Below are 15,977 nucleotides of genomic sequence, written 5' to 3'. Positions count from 1 at the left end.
AAAATCGGCGGCGTTCGGCGTTCATAGTTTTGTACTGAAATGGCGCGCCCGAAGAGATTCGAACTCCTGACCCCCAGATTCGTAGTCTGGTGCTCTATCCAGCTGAGCTACGGGCGCGCAACAGGCCGTGTTTGACACAAGCCCCGCGTTCCGGTCGAGACGGCCGGCCGCGATGTGGAGTGTTCCCTAACGACTGAATTTGAGAATTGCAAGCCGATACGGCAAAAGTTTTGTCGCAGGTACTTTGGTCCCTGCTGAGGCGTGTCGCGATTGCAAGCCGGCCTCACCTGAATATCGGTGCACCTCAGGCGGGGCGGCGCAGGCCGTTGCGCGCCTGGTCGAGCCGGACCGGCTGGTCGGGGATGGTGACGGCGAAGACGGTGCGGCCGCCGATCGATTCGACCAGCTCGACCGCGCCGCCATGGGCACGGATCAATTCATGCGCGATCGCCAGGCCGAGGCCGGTGCCGCCGCTGCGCGCCGAGCCGCGGAAGGCGGCGAACAGGTTCTCGCGCGCCTTGGGCGGCAGGCCGGGACCGGTGTCGATGACGGTGATGCGACTGACGCTGCCATGGCGCTCCGCCGCGACCGCCAGCCGGCGCACCACCGCGCTTTCGGTGTCGGCGGCCATCGCCTGCACGGAGTTGCGGCAGAGATTGGTGAGCACGCGGAACAGCTGGTCGGAATCGGCGTCGACCTCGAAGGCATGCTCGACGCCGTTGATGAACTCGATGCCCTCCTCGATGTCGAGCAAGCCGTGCACGTCGTCGACCAGTTGCCGCAGCCGCACGCGCCGGCGCGACGGCGCCGGCTCCTGCGTGCGGCCATAGGCGAGCACGCCCTCCGAATAGGCGACGGCGCGGTCGAGCGCGCGCAAAAGCTTCGGCGCGAAGGACTGCACTGTCGGGTCCTTCACGTGGCGCAGGCGGTCCGACATGAGCTGCGCGGAAGCCAGGATGTTGCGCATGTCGTGGTTGATCTTCGACACGGCCAGGCCGAGGTCGGCAAGATGCTTCTGTTCGGAAAGCATCTTCTGCAGCCGATCCTGCATCTGCGCCAGCTCGCGCTCGGCGACGCCAATCTCGTCGGCGCGCTCGGTCGGACAGATTATGCGCCCGGGATCGTCTGGCGCCTCGGAGAAGGACAGGATCGAGCGTGTCATGGTGCGGATCGGTCCGATCATGATCAGGTCGATCGCCGCATAGACGAGCATGGCGGTGAACAGCGAGATGAGCAGCGAGACGACGGCGACGTTGCGCGAGTATCTCAGCATGGCGTCGCGCAGACGGTAATCAGGCATGATCAGCTCGAATTCCTTGTCGCTGTCGCCGACCGGACCGAACACGCGCAGCATGCGCTCGCCGCCGAAGAACAGAGTGTCGAGCGCACCGGTCATGCCGTTGACCAGCCCGACATTGGCGATGTCGATATGCTCGTCGACCTGCGGCGGCATGTCGGAAACGACGAGCAGCCGCGAGACGCCGCCGTCGCGCACGGCGATTGCCTTGGCGCCGATCGCCATCAGCACGTCGTTCTGGGCGTTGTGCGACAGCGCGTTGGGCTCGCCCTGCAACAGTACGATCGACACGGCGGCGGCGGTGCTCAGCCGCTCCTTCAGCCAGTTCACCCGGTAGCTGGCGATCCAGGGCAGGAAGATCAGAATTTCGGCCAAGAGCACGAAGGCGATGGTGAGCAGGAGGAGCTTGGTCGACAGGCCGCGCGAAAGCGGCACCCGGCGCGTCGGATTTGCCGCCGCGGGGGTTGCCTTCTCGTTCGTGGACAGAGTTTCACCCGTCATTGACGCGCATTCACAAAGGCTTGACCAGGCAAGATTATGCGATTTGCAGCTTTTTTGCCAATTTCATCGTCACCCCCGCGAAAAATTGCCTCGCGGTGGGGCGGATTGACTTCCAAAAACCTTCTTTCTATAAGCCCGCTCACGCTCGGGCCATTCGTCCCGGCGCGGTTTCGATCGCGCCTAAGCCGGCCCGGCAAAGCTCCTGTTACAGAGTGACAGAATCAAGAAGGGCCGCACCCCGCGGTATTAAAACAAATGAAGCGTACCTACCAACCGTCCAAGCTCGTCCGTAAGCGCCGGCATGGTTTCCGTGCCCGCATGGCCACCAAGGGTGGCCGTGGCGTCGTTGCTGCCCGCCGCAATCGCGGCCGCAAGCGGCTCAGCGCCTGAACGAAAGACGAGATCGTTGCCCGCAACCGGCAAGCCAAAGGGGAAAACTCCCGGGCGGCTTCTGAAACGCGCGGACTTCCTGGCTGTGCGCGGCGGCGAGAAACGCCGCGGACGGCTTTTTCTCGTTGAAGTTCTCGACCGCGGCGACGACCTTGCGCCGCGCGTCGGCTACACCGTCACCAAGAAGGTCGGCAACGCCGTGGTGCGCAACCGCGTCCGGCGGCGGCTGAGGGAAGCCGTGCGCGTTCACGCCGCCGATGACATGGCGCCCGGCAATGACTATGTCATCGTCGGGCGTGAAGACGTGCTCGCCACCCCGTTCGGCCAGTTGAAGGCCGAGCTTTCCCGCCGGCTACGCGGCGCACGATAGGCCAAGGGCTTTCGATGGAAAACAACCGCAATTTCTTCATCACCATCGCGCTGTCGGTGCTGATCCTGACGCTCTGGCAGGTGTTCTACATGAACCCGAAGATGGAGCAGCAGCGGGAGCAGGCCCGCATCGAGCAGCAGCGCGTCGAGGCGCAGAAGAAAGAAGCGGGTGGCGGCGCCAACTCCGGCGCGGCCGGAACGCCGGCCCCGGCGGCCGGCGGCGTTCCCGGCGCACCCGGCGGTGAGGCGGTGACCGCCGCCAGCCGGGACCAGGCCATTGCCGCGACCAAGCGCGTCAAGATCGACACGCCGAGCCTCGAGGGCTCGATCAACCTGACGGGTGCGCGCCTCGATGACCTGAAGCTCAAGCACTATACCGAGACGGTCGACAAGAACTCGCCCGAGATCGAGTTGCTCAACCCGTCATCGCTGCCCAACGGTTATTTCGCCGAGATCGGCTTCGTCGGCAACGATACGACCGGCGCGGTGCCCGGCGCGGATACGGTGTGGAGCGTTGAAGGCAATCCGACGCTGACGCCCTCGACGCCGGTGACGCTGACCTTCACCAACGACAAGGGCCTGACGTTCAAGCGTACCATCTCGATCGACAACGAATATATGTTCACCGTTTCCGACACGGTGCAGAATTCGGGAACGGCCGCCGTCTCGCTCTACAATTACGGGCGCGTCACCCGTTTCGACAAACCGGCCGTCGCCAGCACCTATGTGCTGCACGAGGGTCTGATCGGCGTGACCGGCAGCGAAGGGCTGACGGAGTACAAATACTCGGCCATCGAGAAGGACAAGGAAGTCAAGCCCGGCAAATCCACCGATGGCTGGCTCGGCATTACCGACAAATACTGGGCCGTGACGCTTATCCCGACAGAGAAGCAGCCCTTCCAGCCGAAATTCTCCTATTTCGAGTTCAAGGACGGGCCGCACAGCCACAGCTATCAGTCCGACTTCCTGTCCGACGCCATCAGCGTCGCGCCCGGCCAGTCGACGACGATCGAGTCTGAAATCTTCGCCGGCGCGAAGGAAGTCTCGACCATCAACGCCTATGAAAAGGACCGGCAGATCCGCCAGTTCGACCTCCTGATCGACTGGGGCTGGTTCTATTTCATCACCAAGCCGATGTTCTGGCTCATCGACACGCTCTACAAATTCTTCGGCAATTTCGGCCTGGCGATCCTCGCCACCACCGTCATCGTCAAGGCCCTGTTCTTCCCGCTCGCCAACAAGTCCTACGCCTCGATGGCGAACATGAAGAAGGTGCAGCCGAAGATGGTCGAGATCCGCGAGAAATACGCGGACGACAAGATGAAGCAGCAGCAGGCGATGATGGAGCTCTACAAGACCGAGAAGATCAATCCGTTGGCCGGCTGCTGGCCGGTGGCGTTGCAGATCCCGGTCTTCTTCTCGCTCTACAAGGTGCTCTACATCACCATCGAGATGCGGCACGCGCCGTTCTTCGGCTGGATCCACGACCTTGCTGCGCCGGACCCGACCTCGATCTTCAACCTGTTCGGCCTGCTGCCCTTCGCGGTGCCCGCCTTCCTGCCGCATATGGGCGCCTGGGCGGTGGTGATGGGCATCACCATGTTCCTGCAGATGCGCATGAACCCGGCGCCGCCGGACCCGACGCAGGCCGCGATCTTCACCTGGATGCCGGTGATCTTCACCTTCATGATGGGCTCGTTCCCGGCCGGCCTCGTCATCTACTGGGCCTGGAACAACACGCTGTCGATCCTGCAGCAGGGCGTGATCATGAAGCGCCAGGGTGCCAAGATCGAATTGTGGGACAATCTGGCGGCGATGTTCCGCAAGAAACCATCGCCGGCCGAATAGCCGGCACCTCATCTTCCGCGCCAAAACCCCGGCCTTGGCCGGGGTTTTTTGTTGTCTTCCGACCTTTGCGATTTGCCGCGACGATAGCTCGGTCGTCATTCCAGGGCGGAGCAAGGAGCGAAGCGACGCGCGAAGACCCTGGAATCCATGCCGTTACGCCAAGGCGTTGCAACGGTTACAGAATTCTGCACCGTCACACTCCGCGGCAAAGGTCACGGAATGGATCCTCGGGTCAAGCCAGAGGATGAAGACGTCACGGGGGGTCAGCCGATCTCCAACGTCGGCGCCATTCGGACAAGGCGATCGCGTATGGCTTTCCGAGATCAGATAACCGCCAAGCCTTGATCGGCGGCGTTGCGCCGGCGTTCGCCGATAAACCCATACGTGATTGCCCTCGATATGCCAGGGGCGGCACAATTTTCGGCAAATTGTCGAAGCGTCTGAAACTCCGCGCCAACTCGCCTCGTATGATTCCAGTCCTCCCCAAAAAGGTCGGGTGGCTTCCGGCGCAGCGACGCCGGTGTTTGGGAGGTCGCCCGGCAGGCCGGGGTCCCGCAGCGGGACCCCGGCCTTTCCGCGGACCCTGAACGTGCCAAACAGGTCGGCGGCTGCAGGCCATAAGCTTGCGAGATATCTGAAATCGTGGCCGTCATCGAAGCCGCGATGAAAAATCGGGCTCGGCGGTGAATATACCGGCAGACCTCGCGTTTCAGGAGCGATAATCTGGATCGCAGCCGCCGATGCTTCAGCATGCAGCGGTTCAACAGGAGCTGGCCATGTCTTCGATGCCGCGCGCCGTGACGAGGTTCATTGCCTCCGCAACAGCACGACCCGCGTGGCAATTCGCTGCATTCGGCGCGATCATCCTGGGGGCGCTTTCGTCCCCGGACGCCCAAGCCTCCGACATCTGTCGGATCGGTGATCCCGCCAATGCCGGCCTGGGGCTGGCGCAGATCAAACCCTTGAAGGGCATCGATCTGCGCAAGACAGAAGCGCCCTGCCCCGACGATAGCGGCCAGTGCAAGTCGCGATTACATCTCAAGAAAAACGAATTTGTGCTCACGACGAGCCGTATAACCGGTCCCTATGTCTGCGTCTATGTTGCCGGCTCGAGCACGTATGTCGGCGGTTATGTGAAACAGGCCGACATCGCGCCACGCCCGCCGTTGCCGCTCAAAGCGTGGAACGGCAAATGGCGCGAAGCATTTGGCAACTGGATCAAACTGCGCGTCGAAGGCGATGCCCTCGAGGCCGAGGGCGAGGCATTTTACCCATCGGCGCATCCGTCCGAGGAAGAAGCTCCAGGCGGTCCCCATACGGGCGACATGCCGCCCGGACCGGCGACGCCGCACAACAACGTCGCCGTGTTTGCGTATCCTGATGATCATGATCCTAACAGTTGCCGCGTCATCGCCGCGCTGGATAAGGCAGTCCTCATCGTGAGCGACAATGCCAACGACAGCGGCAATTGCGGCGGCATGAATGTCAGATTCTCCGGTGACTACTACAAATGACACGATCCATGCCACGGGTGCCCGCCCCGCGTGCGCCGGCGGCGGTTGCCGTTCCGGGCCAACCAACCTGAGGCCGGCCGATACCAGCGCCAGAGCGGTTCAGGGTTTCACGGAAACGACGAACCGCTCGATCTCTTTGCTTTGACGCATTCCCTGACGGAAAGCCGCTTACACTATCCCTGGAATTACCCTCGCGGCTCCGAGCCTCACTCCATGACCGCGCTGTGATCGATCTTGGCCGGCGTTCCGGGCTTGCGCAGCAGAAGCACCAGCGGGATCGCGGCCAGAGACAGGATCATCATCAGCTTGAAGTCGTCGATATAGGAGATGATCGTCGCCTGCAGCGTGACGAGGCCGTCGAGCGCGGCGCGGCCGGCGGCGGTGTAGGGGCTCAGCGCCTGCGAGATGGCCGGGTCGCCGAAGGCCGGATTGTAGGGCGTCACATAGGTGGCGATGTTGGCGTGATTGACCTGCTGGTTCTGCGTCAGCAGCGCCGAGACCACCGAGATGCCGACGCTGGAGCCGATATTGCGCGACAGATTGTAAAGGCCGGTGCCTTCCGCGCGCCGCTCCGGCGCCAGCGTGGCGAAGGTGATGGTGGTAAGCGGCACGAACAGGAAGCCGAGGCCCGCGCCCTGGATGAAACCGGTGCTGATGATCGTCCATTGCGAGACGGCCGGCGTCCAGCCGGTCATGTCGTACATCGCCCAGGCGGTGATCGCGAGGCCGATGAACAGCAGCCAGCGCGTGTCCACCTTGCCGACCAGGCGACCGACCACGAACATGCAGGCCATGGTGCCGAGGCCGCGCGGCCCCATGACGATGCCGGCGGTGACCACCGGATAACCCATCAGCGTCTGCAGATAGGGCGTCATCAGCGCCAGAGAGGCGAGATAGGTGATGCCGATGATGAAGATGAAAATCATGCCGACGGCGAAGTTGCGGTCGAGGAACAGCCGCGGGTTCACGAAGGTGTCGCGCGCGGTGAAAGTGTGGACGATGAAAATGTAGAAGGCCGACGCGCAGACCAAAGCCTCGACGACGATCTCGGCCGAAGAGAACCAGTTGAGCTGCTCGCCGCGGTCGAGGAACATCTGCAGCGCGGCGATGGCGACGCTGAGCATGCCGAAGCCCAGCCAGTCGAGCCTGGCCTTGAGGTCGAGCTTGGTTTCCTGGACGAACATCGAGACGCCGAAAAAGGCCAGCGCGCCGATCGGCACGTTGATGTAGAACACCCAGCGCCAGGAGACGTTCTCGGTCAGCCAGCCGCCTATGACCGGCCCCAGCACCGGGCCGACCATGACCGAGACGCCGAACAGCGCCATGGCCGAGCCGCGCTCCTCGGCGCTGTAGATGTCGAGCAGGATCGACTGCGACAGCGGCACGAGTGCTGCGCCGAACAGGCCCTGCAACAGGCGGAAGCCGACGATCTGCGGCAGCGACTGGGCAAAGCCGCACAACACGGAAGCGACGACGAAGCCGGTGATCGCCACCAGGAGGATGCGCTTGCGGCCGAAGCGGTTGGCGAGATAGCCGGACGGCGGTGTCATCACCGCGGCGGCGACGATGTAGGAGGTGAGCACCCAGTTGATCTGGTCGGCGCTGGCCGAGACGCTGCCCTGGATGTAGGGAAGCGCGACATTGGCGATGGTGGTGTCCAGCGCCTGCATGATGACCGCCAGGATGACGCAGGCGGTGATGGCGCCGCGATTGGCGACCACGGGCGCGCCTTTCGCGGAAGCCGTTGTCATGACTTTGACCCGGATTGCTTGAAGAGGTTGGTGATGAAATCGGGCAGGCCGCGCGCGTGACCGGTGTCGATGTCGACCACGGCGCTCATGCCGCCGCGCAGCGGCGGCTTGCCGTCCGGATCATCGATCGTCACGCGCATCGGGATGCGCTGCACGACCTTCACCCAGTTTCCGCTAGTGTTCTGCGCCGGCAGCAGCGAGAAGCTCGACGACGATGCAGGGCTGATCGAGCCGACGGTGCCGTGCCAGACCTCGCCCGGATAGCCGTCGATGCTGATCGTCGCCTTCTGACCGGGGCGCACATAGGTGAGCTCGGTTTCCTTCGGCTCGGCCGCAATCCAGATGTCGGTCGACGACACCAGGCTGAAGGCCGGCTGCGAGGCCGGCAGGTACTTGCCCACCTGCAAGGCGTCGACATTGGTGACGATGCCGTCGAACGGCGCCTTGACGACGGAATCGCTGAGGTTGCGCTGCGCGTCGTCCACCGCCGACTGGGCCTGCAGGTAGAAGGGGTTCTGCTCGACCGGCTGGCTGGCGTCGCCGCCGAGCTGGGCAAGCATCGCCTGCGCCTGCGCCTTGGCGACCGTCACCTTCTGGCGGGCCGCTATGAGATCGTGCTGGGCGCTGTCGAAGGTCGCCTTGGAAGCGGTCGAGGTCTTGAGCAGGTCCTGCTGACGCTGGAAGGCCGACTCGTAATAGGGAATGTCGGCTTCGGCCTGGTCGATCGACGCCAGCGACTGCCGGTAGCTTGCCTGCAGCGTCAGCACCTGGTTGCGCACCGTGCCGAGCTGCGCCTTTGCGCCGGCGAGCGCGGTCTCGAAGGAGGCCGGCCGCAGCCGGAAGAGCACGTCGCCCTTCTTCACGGCCTGATTGTCATGCACGTCGATCTCTTCGACGGTGCCGGAGACGTCGGTCGAGACGCCGAGCGACTGCGCCTGGATATAGGCGTTGTCGGTGGTCATGACCTGGCCACCGACGACGTAGTAGTAGCCGCCGGCCACCAGCGCGACGGGGAGCAGCGCGAACAGGATCGGCCGCGTCAGGCTGCGGCGCGGCTTGGCGGGAGCGGGCGAAGCCACCGTGACTGAAGCCAGCTTCGGCTGAGCCGAGGGAGCCTCCAGCGTCGCCGGCTCCGGCGCCACGGGCGCTTCCAGCTCGTCGTCCTCGACGACAGGCGGATTGCTGCCGCGCCTTTGCTCGCGCTGGCTGTCCAGGCGGATGACCTGGTCGCTTGCTCTTTCGCCGACAATGTCTTCGCCGGCGGGCTTTCTGGGTGAGGTTCCTTCAGACATGGACTTTCTCCCGGTCGACGGCCGGCTGGGTGCAGGCCTCGAGCAGATTGGATTTGATCAGGCAAAGGGTTTGCAGCAGCTGCCGCTGCGCGTCCGCGGACAGGCCCGTGAAGGCCTCCTCGCGCGTTTTCCGGCCGTTGCTGCGCATCACTTCGATGATCGGATGCGCCTTCGGGGTCAGATAGAGAAGCCACGCCCGGCGGTCGGTCGGATCGGGCCGGCGCTCGATAAGGCCGCGCGCCTGCATCTTGTCGAGCAGCCTTGCGAACGTGATCGGCATGATCTCGATGAGGTCGGCCAGTTTGTTCTGGTGGATGCCCTCATGCAGCGAAAGACAGGCCAGCACCTGCCATTGCGCGCGGGTCAGCCCGAAGGCGCGCGAGCGCTGCTCGAACCGCTTCCGAAGCAGGCGCGCGACGTCGTGCAGCACGAAGCTGATATTGGGCGAGGAGGACATGGGAAAACTTCGGAGTCGGCGGACAAACTTTCGTGAGCATGCTTATTATCATCATGCACATAATCCTGCTGGACGCGCAGCGCAAGACCGACTAAGGCGCTTGGTAAAAATATCGCATAGGCCAGAACCCGGCCCGGCCGGCCTGTCTGGTGGCAAGGACGAGACGATGAACCGGCTCAAGATCGCCATGCTGGCGCTGCTCATGGGATACGCTTTTCCAGCCGCCGCGAAGGACGCGGTGAGCTGCGGCGGAGCCGCGATGCTGGGCGGCGCGCAGCTCAATTGCAGCCACGTGCAACCCAAGGCGCCGCCCCAATTCTGCGCGTTCAGCTGGACTCTGCACACGACGACGGGCGAGCAAAAAATCGTCGAAGGCAGCTTCTCGCTGCCGCCCGGAGCGTCGAACGTCCAGGTCTATCAGGGCAGCGGCTTCGACAGCGCCCTTTCCGAACCGATCGTGATCTGCCGCGGCAGCCACTGAAGGGTTGGTGCGGCAGGCGGATCACGTTAGTTTGATCGGACGTTGACCGCGCCGGCCGCGCCTTTAGCCACGGAGGGGACCGCGATGACCGGACCCAACCCCAACATCAAGCATCCGATCGCGATGCATCCGCGCGTCGGCTTTCTAAAGCCGCTGGTGAACGCGCCCAACATCGAGATCGGCGACTTCACCTATTACGACGACCCCGACGGTCCCGATAAATTCGCCGAGAAATGCGTGCTGCACCACTACGACTTCATCGGCGACCGGCTGGTGATCGGCAAGTTTTGCGCCATCGCCGAAGGCGCGCGCTTCATCATGAACGGCGCCAACCACGCCATGTCCGGCTTCTCGACCTATCCGTTCAACATCTTCGGCCATGGCTGGGAGGAAGGCTTCGACCCTGAGACATGGTCGAAGGAGATCCGCGGCGACACGATCGTCGAAAATGACGTGTGGATCGGCATGGATGCGGTGATCATGCCGGGCGTCAGGATCGGCAATGGCGCCATCGTTGCGGCGAAATCGGTTGTCACGCACGACGTGCCGCCTTATGCGATCGTCGCCGGCAATGCTGCCAAGGTGGTCAAGATGCGCTTCGACGACTTTACCGTGCGCCGCCTGCTCAAGGCGGCCTGGTGGGACTGGCCGGTCGACAAGATCGGCCGCAACCTCGACGCCATTCGCGGCGCCGACATTTCAAAACTGGAGGCTGCGGCTTGAGCGCGCCAAACATGAAAAGCGACAGGACTGAGATCGATCCGGAGCTGTTCACCCGCGGCTGGGTCTTCATCCGCGGCGTGCCGTCGATGAAATTCCTGCCGCCGGAAGGACCGCCGGAGATCGCCTTCGCCGGCCGCTCCAATGTCGGCAAGTCGTCGCTGATCAACGCGCTGGTCGGCCACAAGGGCCTGGCGCGCACCTCGAACACGCCGGGGCGCACGCAGGAGCTCAACTATTTCGTGCCCGACGGGTTTTCCGGCGAAGGCGCCGACCTGCCGCCGATGGCGCTGGTCGACATGCCCGGCTACGGCTATGCCAGCGCGCCGAAGGACAAGGTCGATCAATGGACCAAGCTGATCTATGAATATCTGCAGGGTCGCGTGACGCTGAAGCGCGTCTATGTGCTGATCGATGCCCGCCACGGCATCAAGGCCAAGGACGAGGAAGTGCTGACGCTGCTCGACAAGGCAGCCGTGTCCTACCAGGTGGTGCTGACCAAGACCGACAAGATCAAGGCCGCCGGCGTGCCGAGGCTGATCGAGGAGACGCTGGCCAAGATCAAGAAGCGGCCGGCGGCTTTCCCTGTGGTCCTGGCGACATCGTCGGAAAAAGCCGCGGGTCTCGACGAGCTGCGCGCCGCGATCGTGCTGGTGGCGAACGGCGGCTGACAACGGCCGCGCGCCGTTGACCACGCCTTGGCAAGCCGTCAAAATTGCACGGCCTGCAAGAGCGTTTCACCGTTTCACGGAAACGGCGATCCGCTCTATCTCTTTGTTTTTGAAGCAATTCCCGACGGAAGGCTACGGCGAACGCGCCGAACCTAACCGCTCACACTTTTCCTGGAATTGCTCTAAGGTTACGCCATGCGCATTGTTTTCCGTTGCGACCCCGCACTTGCCGAGACGCTGCCGCAACCTGTGCCGGCACGCACGGTCCTGCCTGACTGGCTGCGCAAAATGCCGGCAAAAGCCTACTCGGAGATCCACGGCCGCGATATCCGAACGGTAAAACAGTGTCCGCCCTTCGTCGACGCCATGACACATGGATTCATGATCCTGCTGCCATGCGACGTGGCGGTGGAGAACGGCGCCTTCGAATGGCATTGGGACATCGCGGAGCCTTCAACGAAGGGGCACCCACGGTCTCCACTTAGCTTCCACGTCGCTGAACAACTCGCCGGAGCGCCATTCGCCAATGGGCTGGCGGCGATAAAATTCAACAGTTTCTGGACGATCGAGCTGGAGGAAGGCTGGTCCCTGTTCGCCACCCACCCGGTCAACCGCGACGACCTTCCTTTCCGCCTGGTGACGGGTGTTGTCGATTCCGATCATTTCCAGGACGCCGGCATCAATTTCCCGGCCATCTGGACCGACCAGGATTTCCGCGGAGTACTGCCGAAGGGCACGCCGGTCGCGCAATGTTTTCCCGTGCCGCGCGCGGCACCCGAACTCGTCTTCGAAAGCTTCGATGCCGCGCGCGAGATCGCCTATGCGCAAACCGTCGCCGACGTCCTCGCCGGACCCGGCGTCTACCGGAAGCAGTTTCGCGACAAGCGTACCCGCTAGAGCGTTTCACCGTTTCACGGAAACGGTGAAAAACCGCTCAGACTTTCCCTGGCTCGCCGAGCAGTCCCTTCAGCGCATCGCGATCGAGCCAAAGCCGCCCATGCGGCGCCGACGTCAGCGCCATCGCAATGATGCCGAATGTTGTGGGGCGCTGCTGGTAAGCCGTTCGATAAGCCTGGATCGCGGCGTCCATGTCACCTGTTTCCTGAAGCGCGACCCCTAGATTGACCGCGGCCTCGGCATCGTCCGGGCGCTTCTCCAGCGCCTTGCGATAAGCGGCGGCGGCAGCCGCGTGCTCGTGCAGATCCTGCCTGACAAGGGCGAGGTCGAACCATGCCGAGGCGGGCGCGTCGCCCTTGACAGCGCGCTCCAGCAAGGGCGCTGCTTCGGCTGGCATGCCGTCCTCGAACAGAATGCGGCCCAGACGCGCGGCAGCTTCGGCGGATGACGGATCGGCACGTGCCACCGCCTGCCACGCCTGATACGCCTGGCTCCGGTCGCCCGCCTCATCGAGCGTGCGCGCCCGCTCGATGAGCACGGCAACGCCGGGCGCCAATTCCGCCGCGCGCGCGAAATGGTGGAGCGCTGGCTCAAAATCCTTCGCCGCCCGCGCTATCCGTCCAGCGAGCACATGAGCGGATGCGTTGTCGGCCCTGATCGACAGACTTGCACGAATGTGGGCGCGGGCTTCCGCCACCTCTCCCTTTGCAAACAGGACGGCCGCCAGAAGATGATTGAGGGCCGGTTCATCAGGCGTCCGGCGAAGGCCCTCTTCGCAAAGCAGGCGCGCCTGGTCGTGGCGGCCGGCATTGAAGTCCGCCACGATACGCCGCATCTGGTCCTGGAGCTTCGTATCGACCATCCCCGACCTGCCTGCCACGCGCCGAGCCCATCTCCCTTGCGGTCCAATGATCCGTCGCGGCCCGCCTTGAATGTTTGAACCTCGGGGCCGTCAGGTCAAGCTGGCGTTCGGTAAAACAGGCCGCTCACCGTCGTCCCGAGATTCAAATCGGGCCGAGATTCAAATCGGAGCGGAAGCTAGTGGCGAAACAGACATCGATCATACCCTTGGGAGGCGCCGGCCACGGGAGTGACGGCGAAGGGCGACTTGACGCTGCCCGCCGGAAACCGATCCGCCGGAATCACTCCGTCTCTTCGCGTTCGGGCTCGCGATCGCGCCGGCCGGTGAGGATCTCGCGCTTGCCGACATGGTTGGGGGCGCCGACCAGACCTTCCTTCTCCATGCGCTCGACCAGCGAGGCGGCGCGGTTGTAGCCGACGCCGAGGCGGCGCTGGATGTAGGAGGTCGAGCATTTCTTGTCGCGCTTGACCACCTTGACCGCTTCCTCAAAGAGCGCGTCGCCGTCCTCCTCGGCGATCGAGCCCTTGTCGAAGACCGGGCTGGTATCGGCCGCCTCCTCAGCCTCTTCCTCGTCGGCGGTGACGGTGTCGAGATATTCGGGACGCCCCTGCGCTTTCAGATGCGCCACGACATGCTCGACCTCCAGATCGGAAACGAAGGGGCCGTGCACGCGCGAAATGCGCCCGCCGCCGGCCATGTGCAGCATGTCGCCCTGGCCGAGCAGCTGCTCCGCGCCCTGCTCGCCGAGGATCGTGCGGCTGTCGATCTTGGAGGTCACCTGGAAGGAGATACGGGTGGGGAAATTGGCCTTGATCGTGCCGGTGATGACGTCGACCGAGGGACGTTGCGTCGCCATGATCAGGTGGATACCGGCGGCGCGCGCCATCTGCGCCAGACGCTGGATGGCGCCTTCGATCTCCTTGCCGGCGACCATCATCAGGTCGGCCATCTCGTCGACGATGATGACGATATAGGGCATCGGCGCGAGGTCGATCGTGCGTTCCTCGAACAGCGGCTCGCCGGTGCCCTTCTCGAAGCCCGTCTGCACCTGCATGGTCACGACCTCGCCCTTGTCGCGGGCGCTTGCCGCGCGCTGGTTGTAGCCGTCGATGTTGCGCACGCCGAGGCGTGCCATCTTGCGATAGCGATCCTCCATCTCGCGCACCGCCCATTTGAGCGCCGTGACCGCCTTCTTGGGATCGGTGACGACCGGCGTCAGAAGATGCGGAATGCCGTCATAGACGGAGAGCTCCAGCATCTTGGGATCGACCATGATCAGGCGGCATTCCTCCGGCTTCATCCGGTAGAGCAGCGACAGGATCATGGTGTTGATGGCGACCGACTTGCCGGAACCGGTGGTGCCCGCCACCAGCAGATGCGGCATCTTGGCGAGCTCGGCGATGACCGGTTCGCCGCCGATCGTCTTGCCGAGGCCGAGCGCCAGCTTGCAGGAGGTGTTGCGGAAACCGGCCGATCCGATCAGCTCGCGGAAATAGACCGTTTCGCGCGTCTCGTTGGGCAGCTCGATGCCGATGACGTTGCGGCCCGGCACCACGGCAACGCGCGCCGATATCGCCGACATCGAGCGGGCGATGTCGTCGGCCAGGCCGATGACGCGGCTGGATTTCACCCCCGGCGCCGGCTCGAACTCGTAAAGCGTGACGACCGGACCCGGCCGGACATGGATGATCTCGCCCTTGACGCCGAAATCCTCCAGCACGCTTTCAAGCAAGTCGGCGTTCTGCTCCATCCGCTCCTGCGACATGTAGAAGCCCTGGCCTTCCGGCGGCATCTGCAGGAGTTCCTCGGAGGGAAGCTCGTAGCCGACGGAAGCCGGCAACGGCACGACCTCGCCGGCGACGGGCAAGGAGGGTGCCTGCCTTGCCATTCTTGCGCTTGCCGGCGCCGGAGCCGGCATGGTCTCGGCAGGCGTCGGCTGGGCGGCCACTGGGGACAGCGTCGGCGTCGGCGCCGGAGCAGGGCTTATGTCCGCCGCGTTAGAGCGCCACTCGATGACCCGGTAGAACGATGTCGCCTCGCCCAGGAAGGCGGGACGGGGCTGGATCGGTTGCGCCGCTTGCGCCGGCATCGGCCTGACGGGCGGCGACACCGGCACCGCGGGGGCCTGGTCCGCTTCGTTCAGGCGCGCCCGCGCCAGGCGCTCGGCGAGGAAAGGCATGCCGAATTCGAAGAAGGCGTGATCGGAAAGATAGAACCAGCGCAGTCCGCTCGGGCGTGGTTTTTGTGCCGGAGCGGCGGTGGGCTGGGGCGGGGCAGCGGAAGCGACGGGCGTGGCGGCGGCAGGCGCGATGACCGGTTTGGCTTGCGCCGGCGCCGCGGCTCGAGCCGCAGGAGCCGCGGGAATCGTCCGAACCGAATTGGCTGGCGGCGGAGCCGGCGGTGCAGGCCGGACGGGCTCGCGGGCCGGTGTCTTGGCCGGCGCGGCATCTTCCTGTGGGGCGGCCCGCCGGGCGAGATCGGTGTCCGGCGTGCGGGTGAACCGCACATTGGGCGCGAGGAAGAAATAGTCCTGCCAGGCCGGACGGCTGAACTCGCCGCCATCCGCCGATTCGGACGACGCAGCGCGAGCCGCGTCCGATTCGCCTGCCGGCGCGACGCGCAACGCGACCACCTGTCCCGCTTGCGCCTGCGGCTGCAGGACCCCGCCACGGCGCCCGTCCGCGCGGTGATCGTTGTCGCCTTGATGGGCGGAATCGCCGGAGAGATTGGCACGGGGAAAGCGCATGGATGTCATACTCGAGACTCGCCGATTGAACGTCTCCCGAGACATAGAAAGCGATGGTTAACAGGTCCTTCCAAAAGCGCCCGCGGAGGATGCCGATCGGCGTTTGAAAAAGATCGGCAGACAGGTCTTCGCGGCATGCGAGGTCCACCGCGATACGGCGAAGTTTTCAGGCCGCGGGCGC

14 protein-coding genes and 1 tRNA gene are annotated in these 15,977 nt (G+C 64.3%); 8 read left to right on the top strand and 7 right to left on the bottom strand.

Translation table 11 applies throughout. The features are described 5' to 3' along the window. Positions 1 to 40: 40 nt before the first annotated feature. Both DPM35_RS20020 and DPM35_RS20015 read right to left on the bottom strand, forming a co-directional pair. Positions 41 to 117: transfer RNA gene (locus tag DPM35_RS20020), tRNA-Arg, on the bottom strand. A gap of 187 nt (positions 118 to 304) precedes the next feature. After that, entirely contained in the window at positions 305 to 1,798 is a 1,494-nt protein-coding gene (locus DPM35_RS20015) for a sensor histidine kinase (protein ID WP_112128962.1), read from the bottom strand. Positions 1,799 to 2,053: 255 nt separating this feature from the next. Here DPM35_RS20015 and rpmH point away from each other — a divergent pair, with 255 nt between their 5' ends. From rpmH to DPM35_RS19995, 4 genes are all read left to right on the top strand, one after another. Further along, positions 2,054 to 2,188, top strand: coding sequence for a 50S ribosomal protein L34 (gene rpmH / locus DPM35_RS20010; protein ID WP_008833937.1), 135 nt, complete (start codon positions 2,054 to 2,056; stop codon positions 2,186 to 2,188). 16 nt (positions 2,189 to 2,204) lie between these two features. Continuing rightward, on the top strand, positions 2,205 to 2,558 hold the full coding sequence (gene rnpA / locus DPM35_RS20005; RefSeq protein ID WP_112128961.1) for a ribonuclease P protein component: 354 nt from the start codon (positions 2,205 to 2,207) through the stop codon (positions 2,556 to 2,558). A gap of 14 nt (positions 2,559 to 2,572) precedes the next feature. Further along, entirely contained in the window at positions 2,573 to 4,405 is a 1,833-nt protein-coding gene (gene yidC, locus DPM35_RS20000; protein WP_112128960.1) for a membrane protein insertase YidC, read from the top strand. 776 nt (positions 4,406 to 5,181) lie between these two features. After that, complete coding sequence (locus DPM35_RS19995; protein ID WP_146767973.1) at positions 5,182 to 5,919, top strand: hypothetical protein; 738 nt, start codon at positions 5,182 to 5,184, stop codon at positions 5,917 to 5,919. Positions 5,920 to 6,125: 206 nt separating this feature from the next. Here the strand turns inward: DPM35_RS19995 and DPM35_RS19990 are convergent, their stop codons facing one another. From DPM35_RS19990 to DPM35_RS19980, 3 genes are read right to left on the bottom strand one after another with little or no spacing between them, the layout of a single operon-like run. Next, positions 6,126 to 7,670 (bottom strand): DHA2 family efflux MFS transporter permease subunit, encoded by a 1,545-nt coding sequence (locus DPM35_RS19990; RefSeq protein ID WP_112128958.1) that lies wholly within the window; start codon positions 7,668 to 7,670, stop codon positions 6,126 to 6,128. Further along, the gene (locus tag DPM35_RS19985) at positions 7,667 to 8,962 is read right to left on the bottom strand and encodes an HlyD family secretion protein (RefSeq protein WP_112128957.1); all 1,296 of its coding nucleotides are present in this window, start codon (positions 8,960 to 8,962) and stop codon (positions 7,667 to 7,669) included. Before DPM35_RS19985 ends, DPM35_RS19990 begins: the two co-directional genes overlap by 4 nt. Then, positions 8,955 to 9,419: a MarR family winged helix-turn-helix transcriptional regulator gene (locus tag DPM35_RS19980; RefSeq protein ID WP_112128956.1), complete on the bottom strand. Its 465-nt coding sequence runs from the start codon at positions 9,417 to 9,419 to the stop codon at positions 8,955 to 8,957. The genes DPM35_RS19985 and DPM35_RS19980 overlap by 8 nt, the downstream gene beginning before the upstream one ends. A gap of 166 nt (positions 9,420 to 9,585) precedes the next feature. Between DPM35_RS19980 and DPM35_RS19975 the strand changes: the two genes are divergently transcribed. The 4 genes from DPM35_RS19975 (at position 9,586) to DPM35_RS19960 (ending at position 12,188) form a co-directional block, all read left to right on the top strand. After that, on the top strand, positions 9,586 to 9,900 hold the full coding sequence (locus DPM35_RS19975) for a hypothetical protein (protein WP_112128955.1): 315 nt from the start codon (positions 9,586 to 9,588) through the stop codon (positions 9,898 to 9,900). An 84-nt stretch (positions 9,901 to 9,984) separates the two neighbouring features. Continuing rightward, the gene (locus DPM35_RS19970) at positions 9,985 to 10,623 is read left to right on the top strand and encodes a CatB-related O-acetyltransferase (protein WP_112128954.1); all 639 of its coding nucleotides are present in this window, start codon (positions 9,985 to 9,987) and stop codon (positions 10,621 to 10,623) included. A gap of 11 nt (positions 10,624 to 10,634) precedes the next feature. Further along, the gene (gene yihA / locus DPM35_RS19965) at positions 10,635 to 11,291 is read left to right on the top strand and encodes a ribosome biogenesis GTP-binding protein YihA/YsxC (RefSeq protein WP_112128953.1); all 657 of its coding nucleotides are present in this window, start codon (positions 10,635 to 10,637) and stop codon (positions 11,289 to 11,291) included. A 195-nt stretch (positions 11,292 to 11,486) separates the two neighbouring features. Then, positions 11,487 to 12,188: a hypothetical protein gene (locus tag DPM35_RS19960; protein ID WP_112128952.1), complete on the top strand. Its 702-nt coding sequence runs from the start codon at positions 11,487 to 11,489 to the stop codon at positions 12,186 to 12,188. A 37-nt stretch (positions 12,189 to 12,225) separates the two neighbouring features. On the opposite strand, the gene DPM35_RS19955 is transcribed toward DPM35_RS19960, so the two are convergent. Both DPM35_RS19955 and DPM35_RS19950 read right to left on the bottom strand, forming a co-directional pair. Next, entirely contained in the window at positions 12,226 to 13,050 is an 825-nt protein-coding gene (locus DPM35_RS19955; protein ID WP_245431583.1) for a tetratricopeptide repeat protein, read from the bottom strand. A 280-nt stretch (positions 13,051 to 13,330) separates the two neighbouring features. Next, on the bottom strand, positions 13,331 to 15,805 hold the full coding sequence (locus DPM35_RS19950) for a DNA translocase FtsK (RefSeq protein ID WP_425373390.1): 2,475 nt from the start codon (positions 15,803 to 15,805) through the stop codon (positions 13,331 to 13,333). Positions 15,806 to 15,977: the final 172 nt, after the last annotated feature.

Origin of the sequence: Mesorhizobium atlanticum (assembly GCF_003289965.1) — a bacterium.
In the GTDB taxonomy this organism is placed as follows: domain Bacteria; phylum Pseudomonadota; class Alphaproteobacteria; order Rhizobiales; family Rhizobiaceae; genus Mesorhizobium; species Mesorhizobium atlanticum.
The sequence above is the reverse complement of the archived record's forward strand: the minus strand, read 5'-3'. Positions and strand labels throughout refer to the sequence as shown.

Bases quoted from the DNA above. Each gene is read 5' to 3' on its own strand.
- DPM35_RS20015 (WP_112128962.1), bottom strand. From the start codon at position 1,798: ATGACGGGTGAAACTCTGTCCACGAACGAGAAGGCAACCCCCGCGGCG.
- rpmH (WP_008833937.1), top strand. From the start codon at position 2,054: ATGAAGCGTACCTACCAACCGTCCAAGCTCGTCCGTAAGCGCCGGCAT.
- yidC (WP_112128960.1), top strand. From the start codon at position 2,573: ATGGAAAACAACCGCAATTTCTTCATCACCATCGCGCTGTCGGTGCTG.
- DPM35_RS19995 (WP_146767973.1), top strand. From the start codon at position 5,182: ATGTCTTCGATGCCGCGCGCCGTGACGAGGTTCATTGCCTCCGCAACA.
- DPM35_RS19990 (WP_112128958.1), bottom strand. From the start codon at position 7,670: ATGACAACGGCTTCCGCGAAAGGCGCGCCCGTGGTCGCCAATCGCGGC.
- DPM35_RS19985 (WP_112128957.1), bottom strand. From the start codon at position 8,962: ATGTCTGAAGGAACCTCACCCAGAAAGCCCGCCGGCGAAGACATTGTC.
- DPM35_RS19980 (WP_112128956.1), bottom strand. From the start codon at position 9,419: ATGTCCTCCTCGCCCAATATCAGCTTCGTGCTGCACGACGTCGCGCGC.
- DPM35_RS19975 (WP_112128955.1), top strand. From the start codon at position 9,586: ATGAACCGGCTCAAGATCGCCATGCTGGCGCTGCTCATGGGATACGCT.
- DPM35_RS19970 (WP_112128954.1), top strand. From the start codon at position 9,985: ATGACCGGACCCAACCCCAACATCAAGCATCCGATCGCGATGCATCCG.
- yihA (WP_112128953.1), top strand. From the start codon at position 10,635: ATGAAAAGCGACAGGACTGAGATCGATCCGGAGCTGTTCACCCGCGGC.
- DPM35_RS19960 (WP_112128952.1), top strand. From the start codon at position 11,487: ATGCGCATTGTTTTCCGTTGCGACCCCGCACTTGCCGAGACGCTGCCG.
- DPM35_RS19955 (WP_245431583.1), bottom strand. From the start codon at position 13,050: ATGGTCGATACGAAGCTCCAGGACCAGATGCGGCGTATCGTGGCGGAC.
- DPM35_RS19950 (WP_425373390.1), bottom strand. From the start codon at position 15,805: ATGACATCCATGCGCTTTCCCCGTGCCAATCTCTCCGGCGATTCCGCC.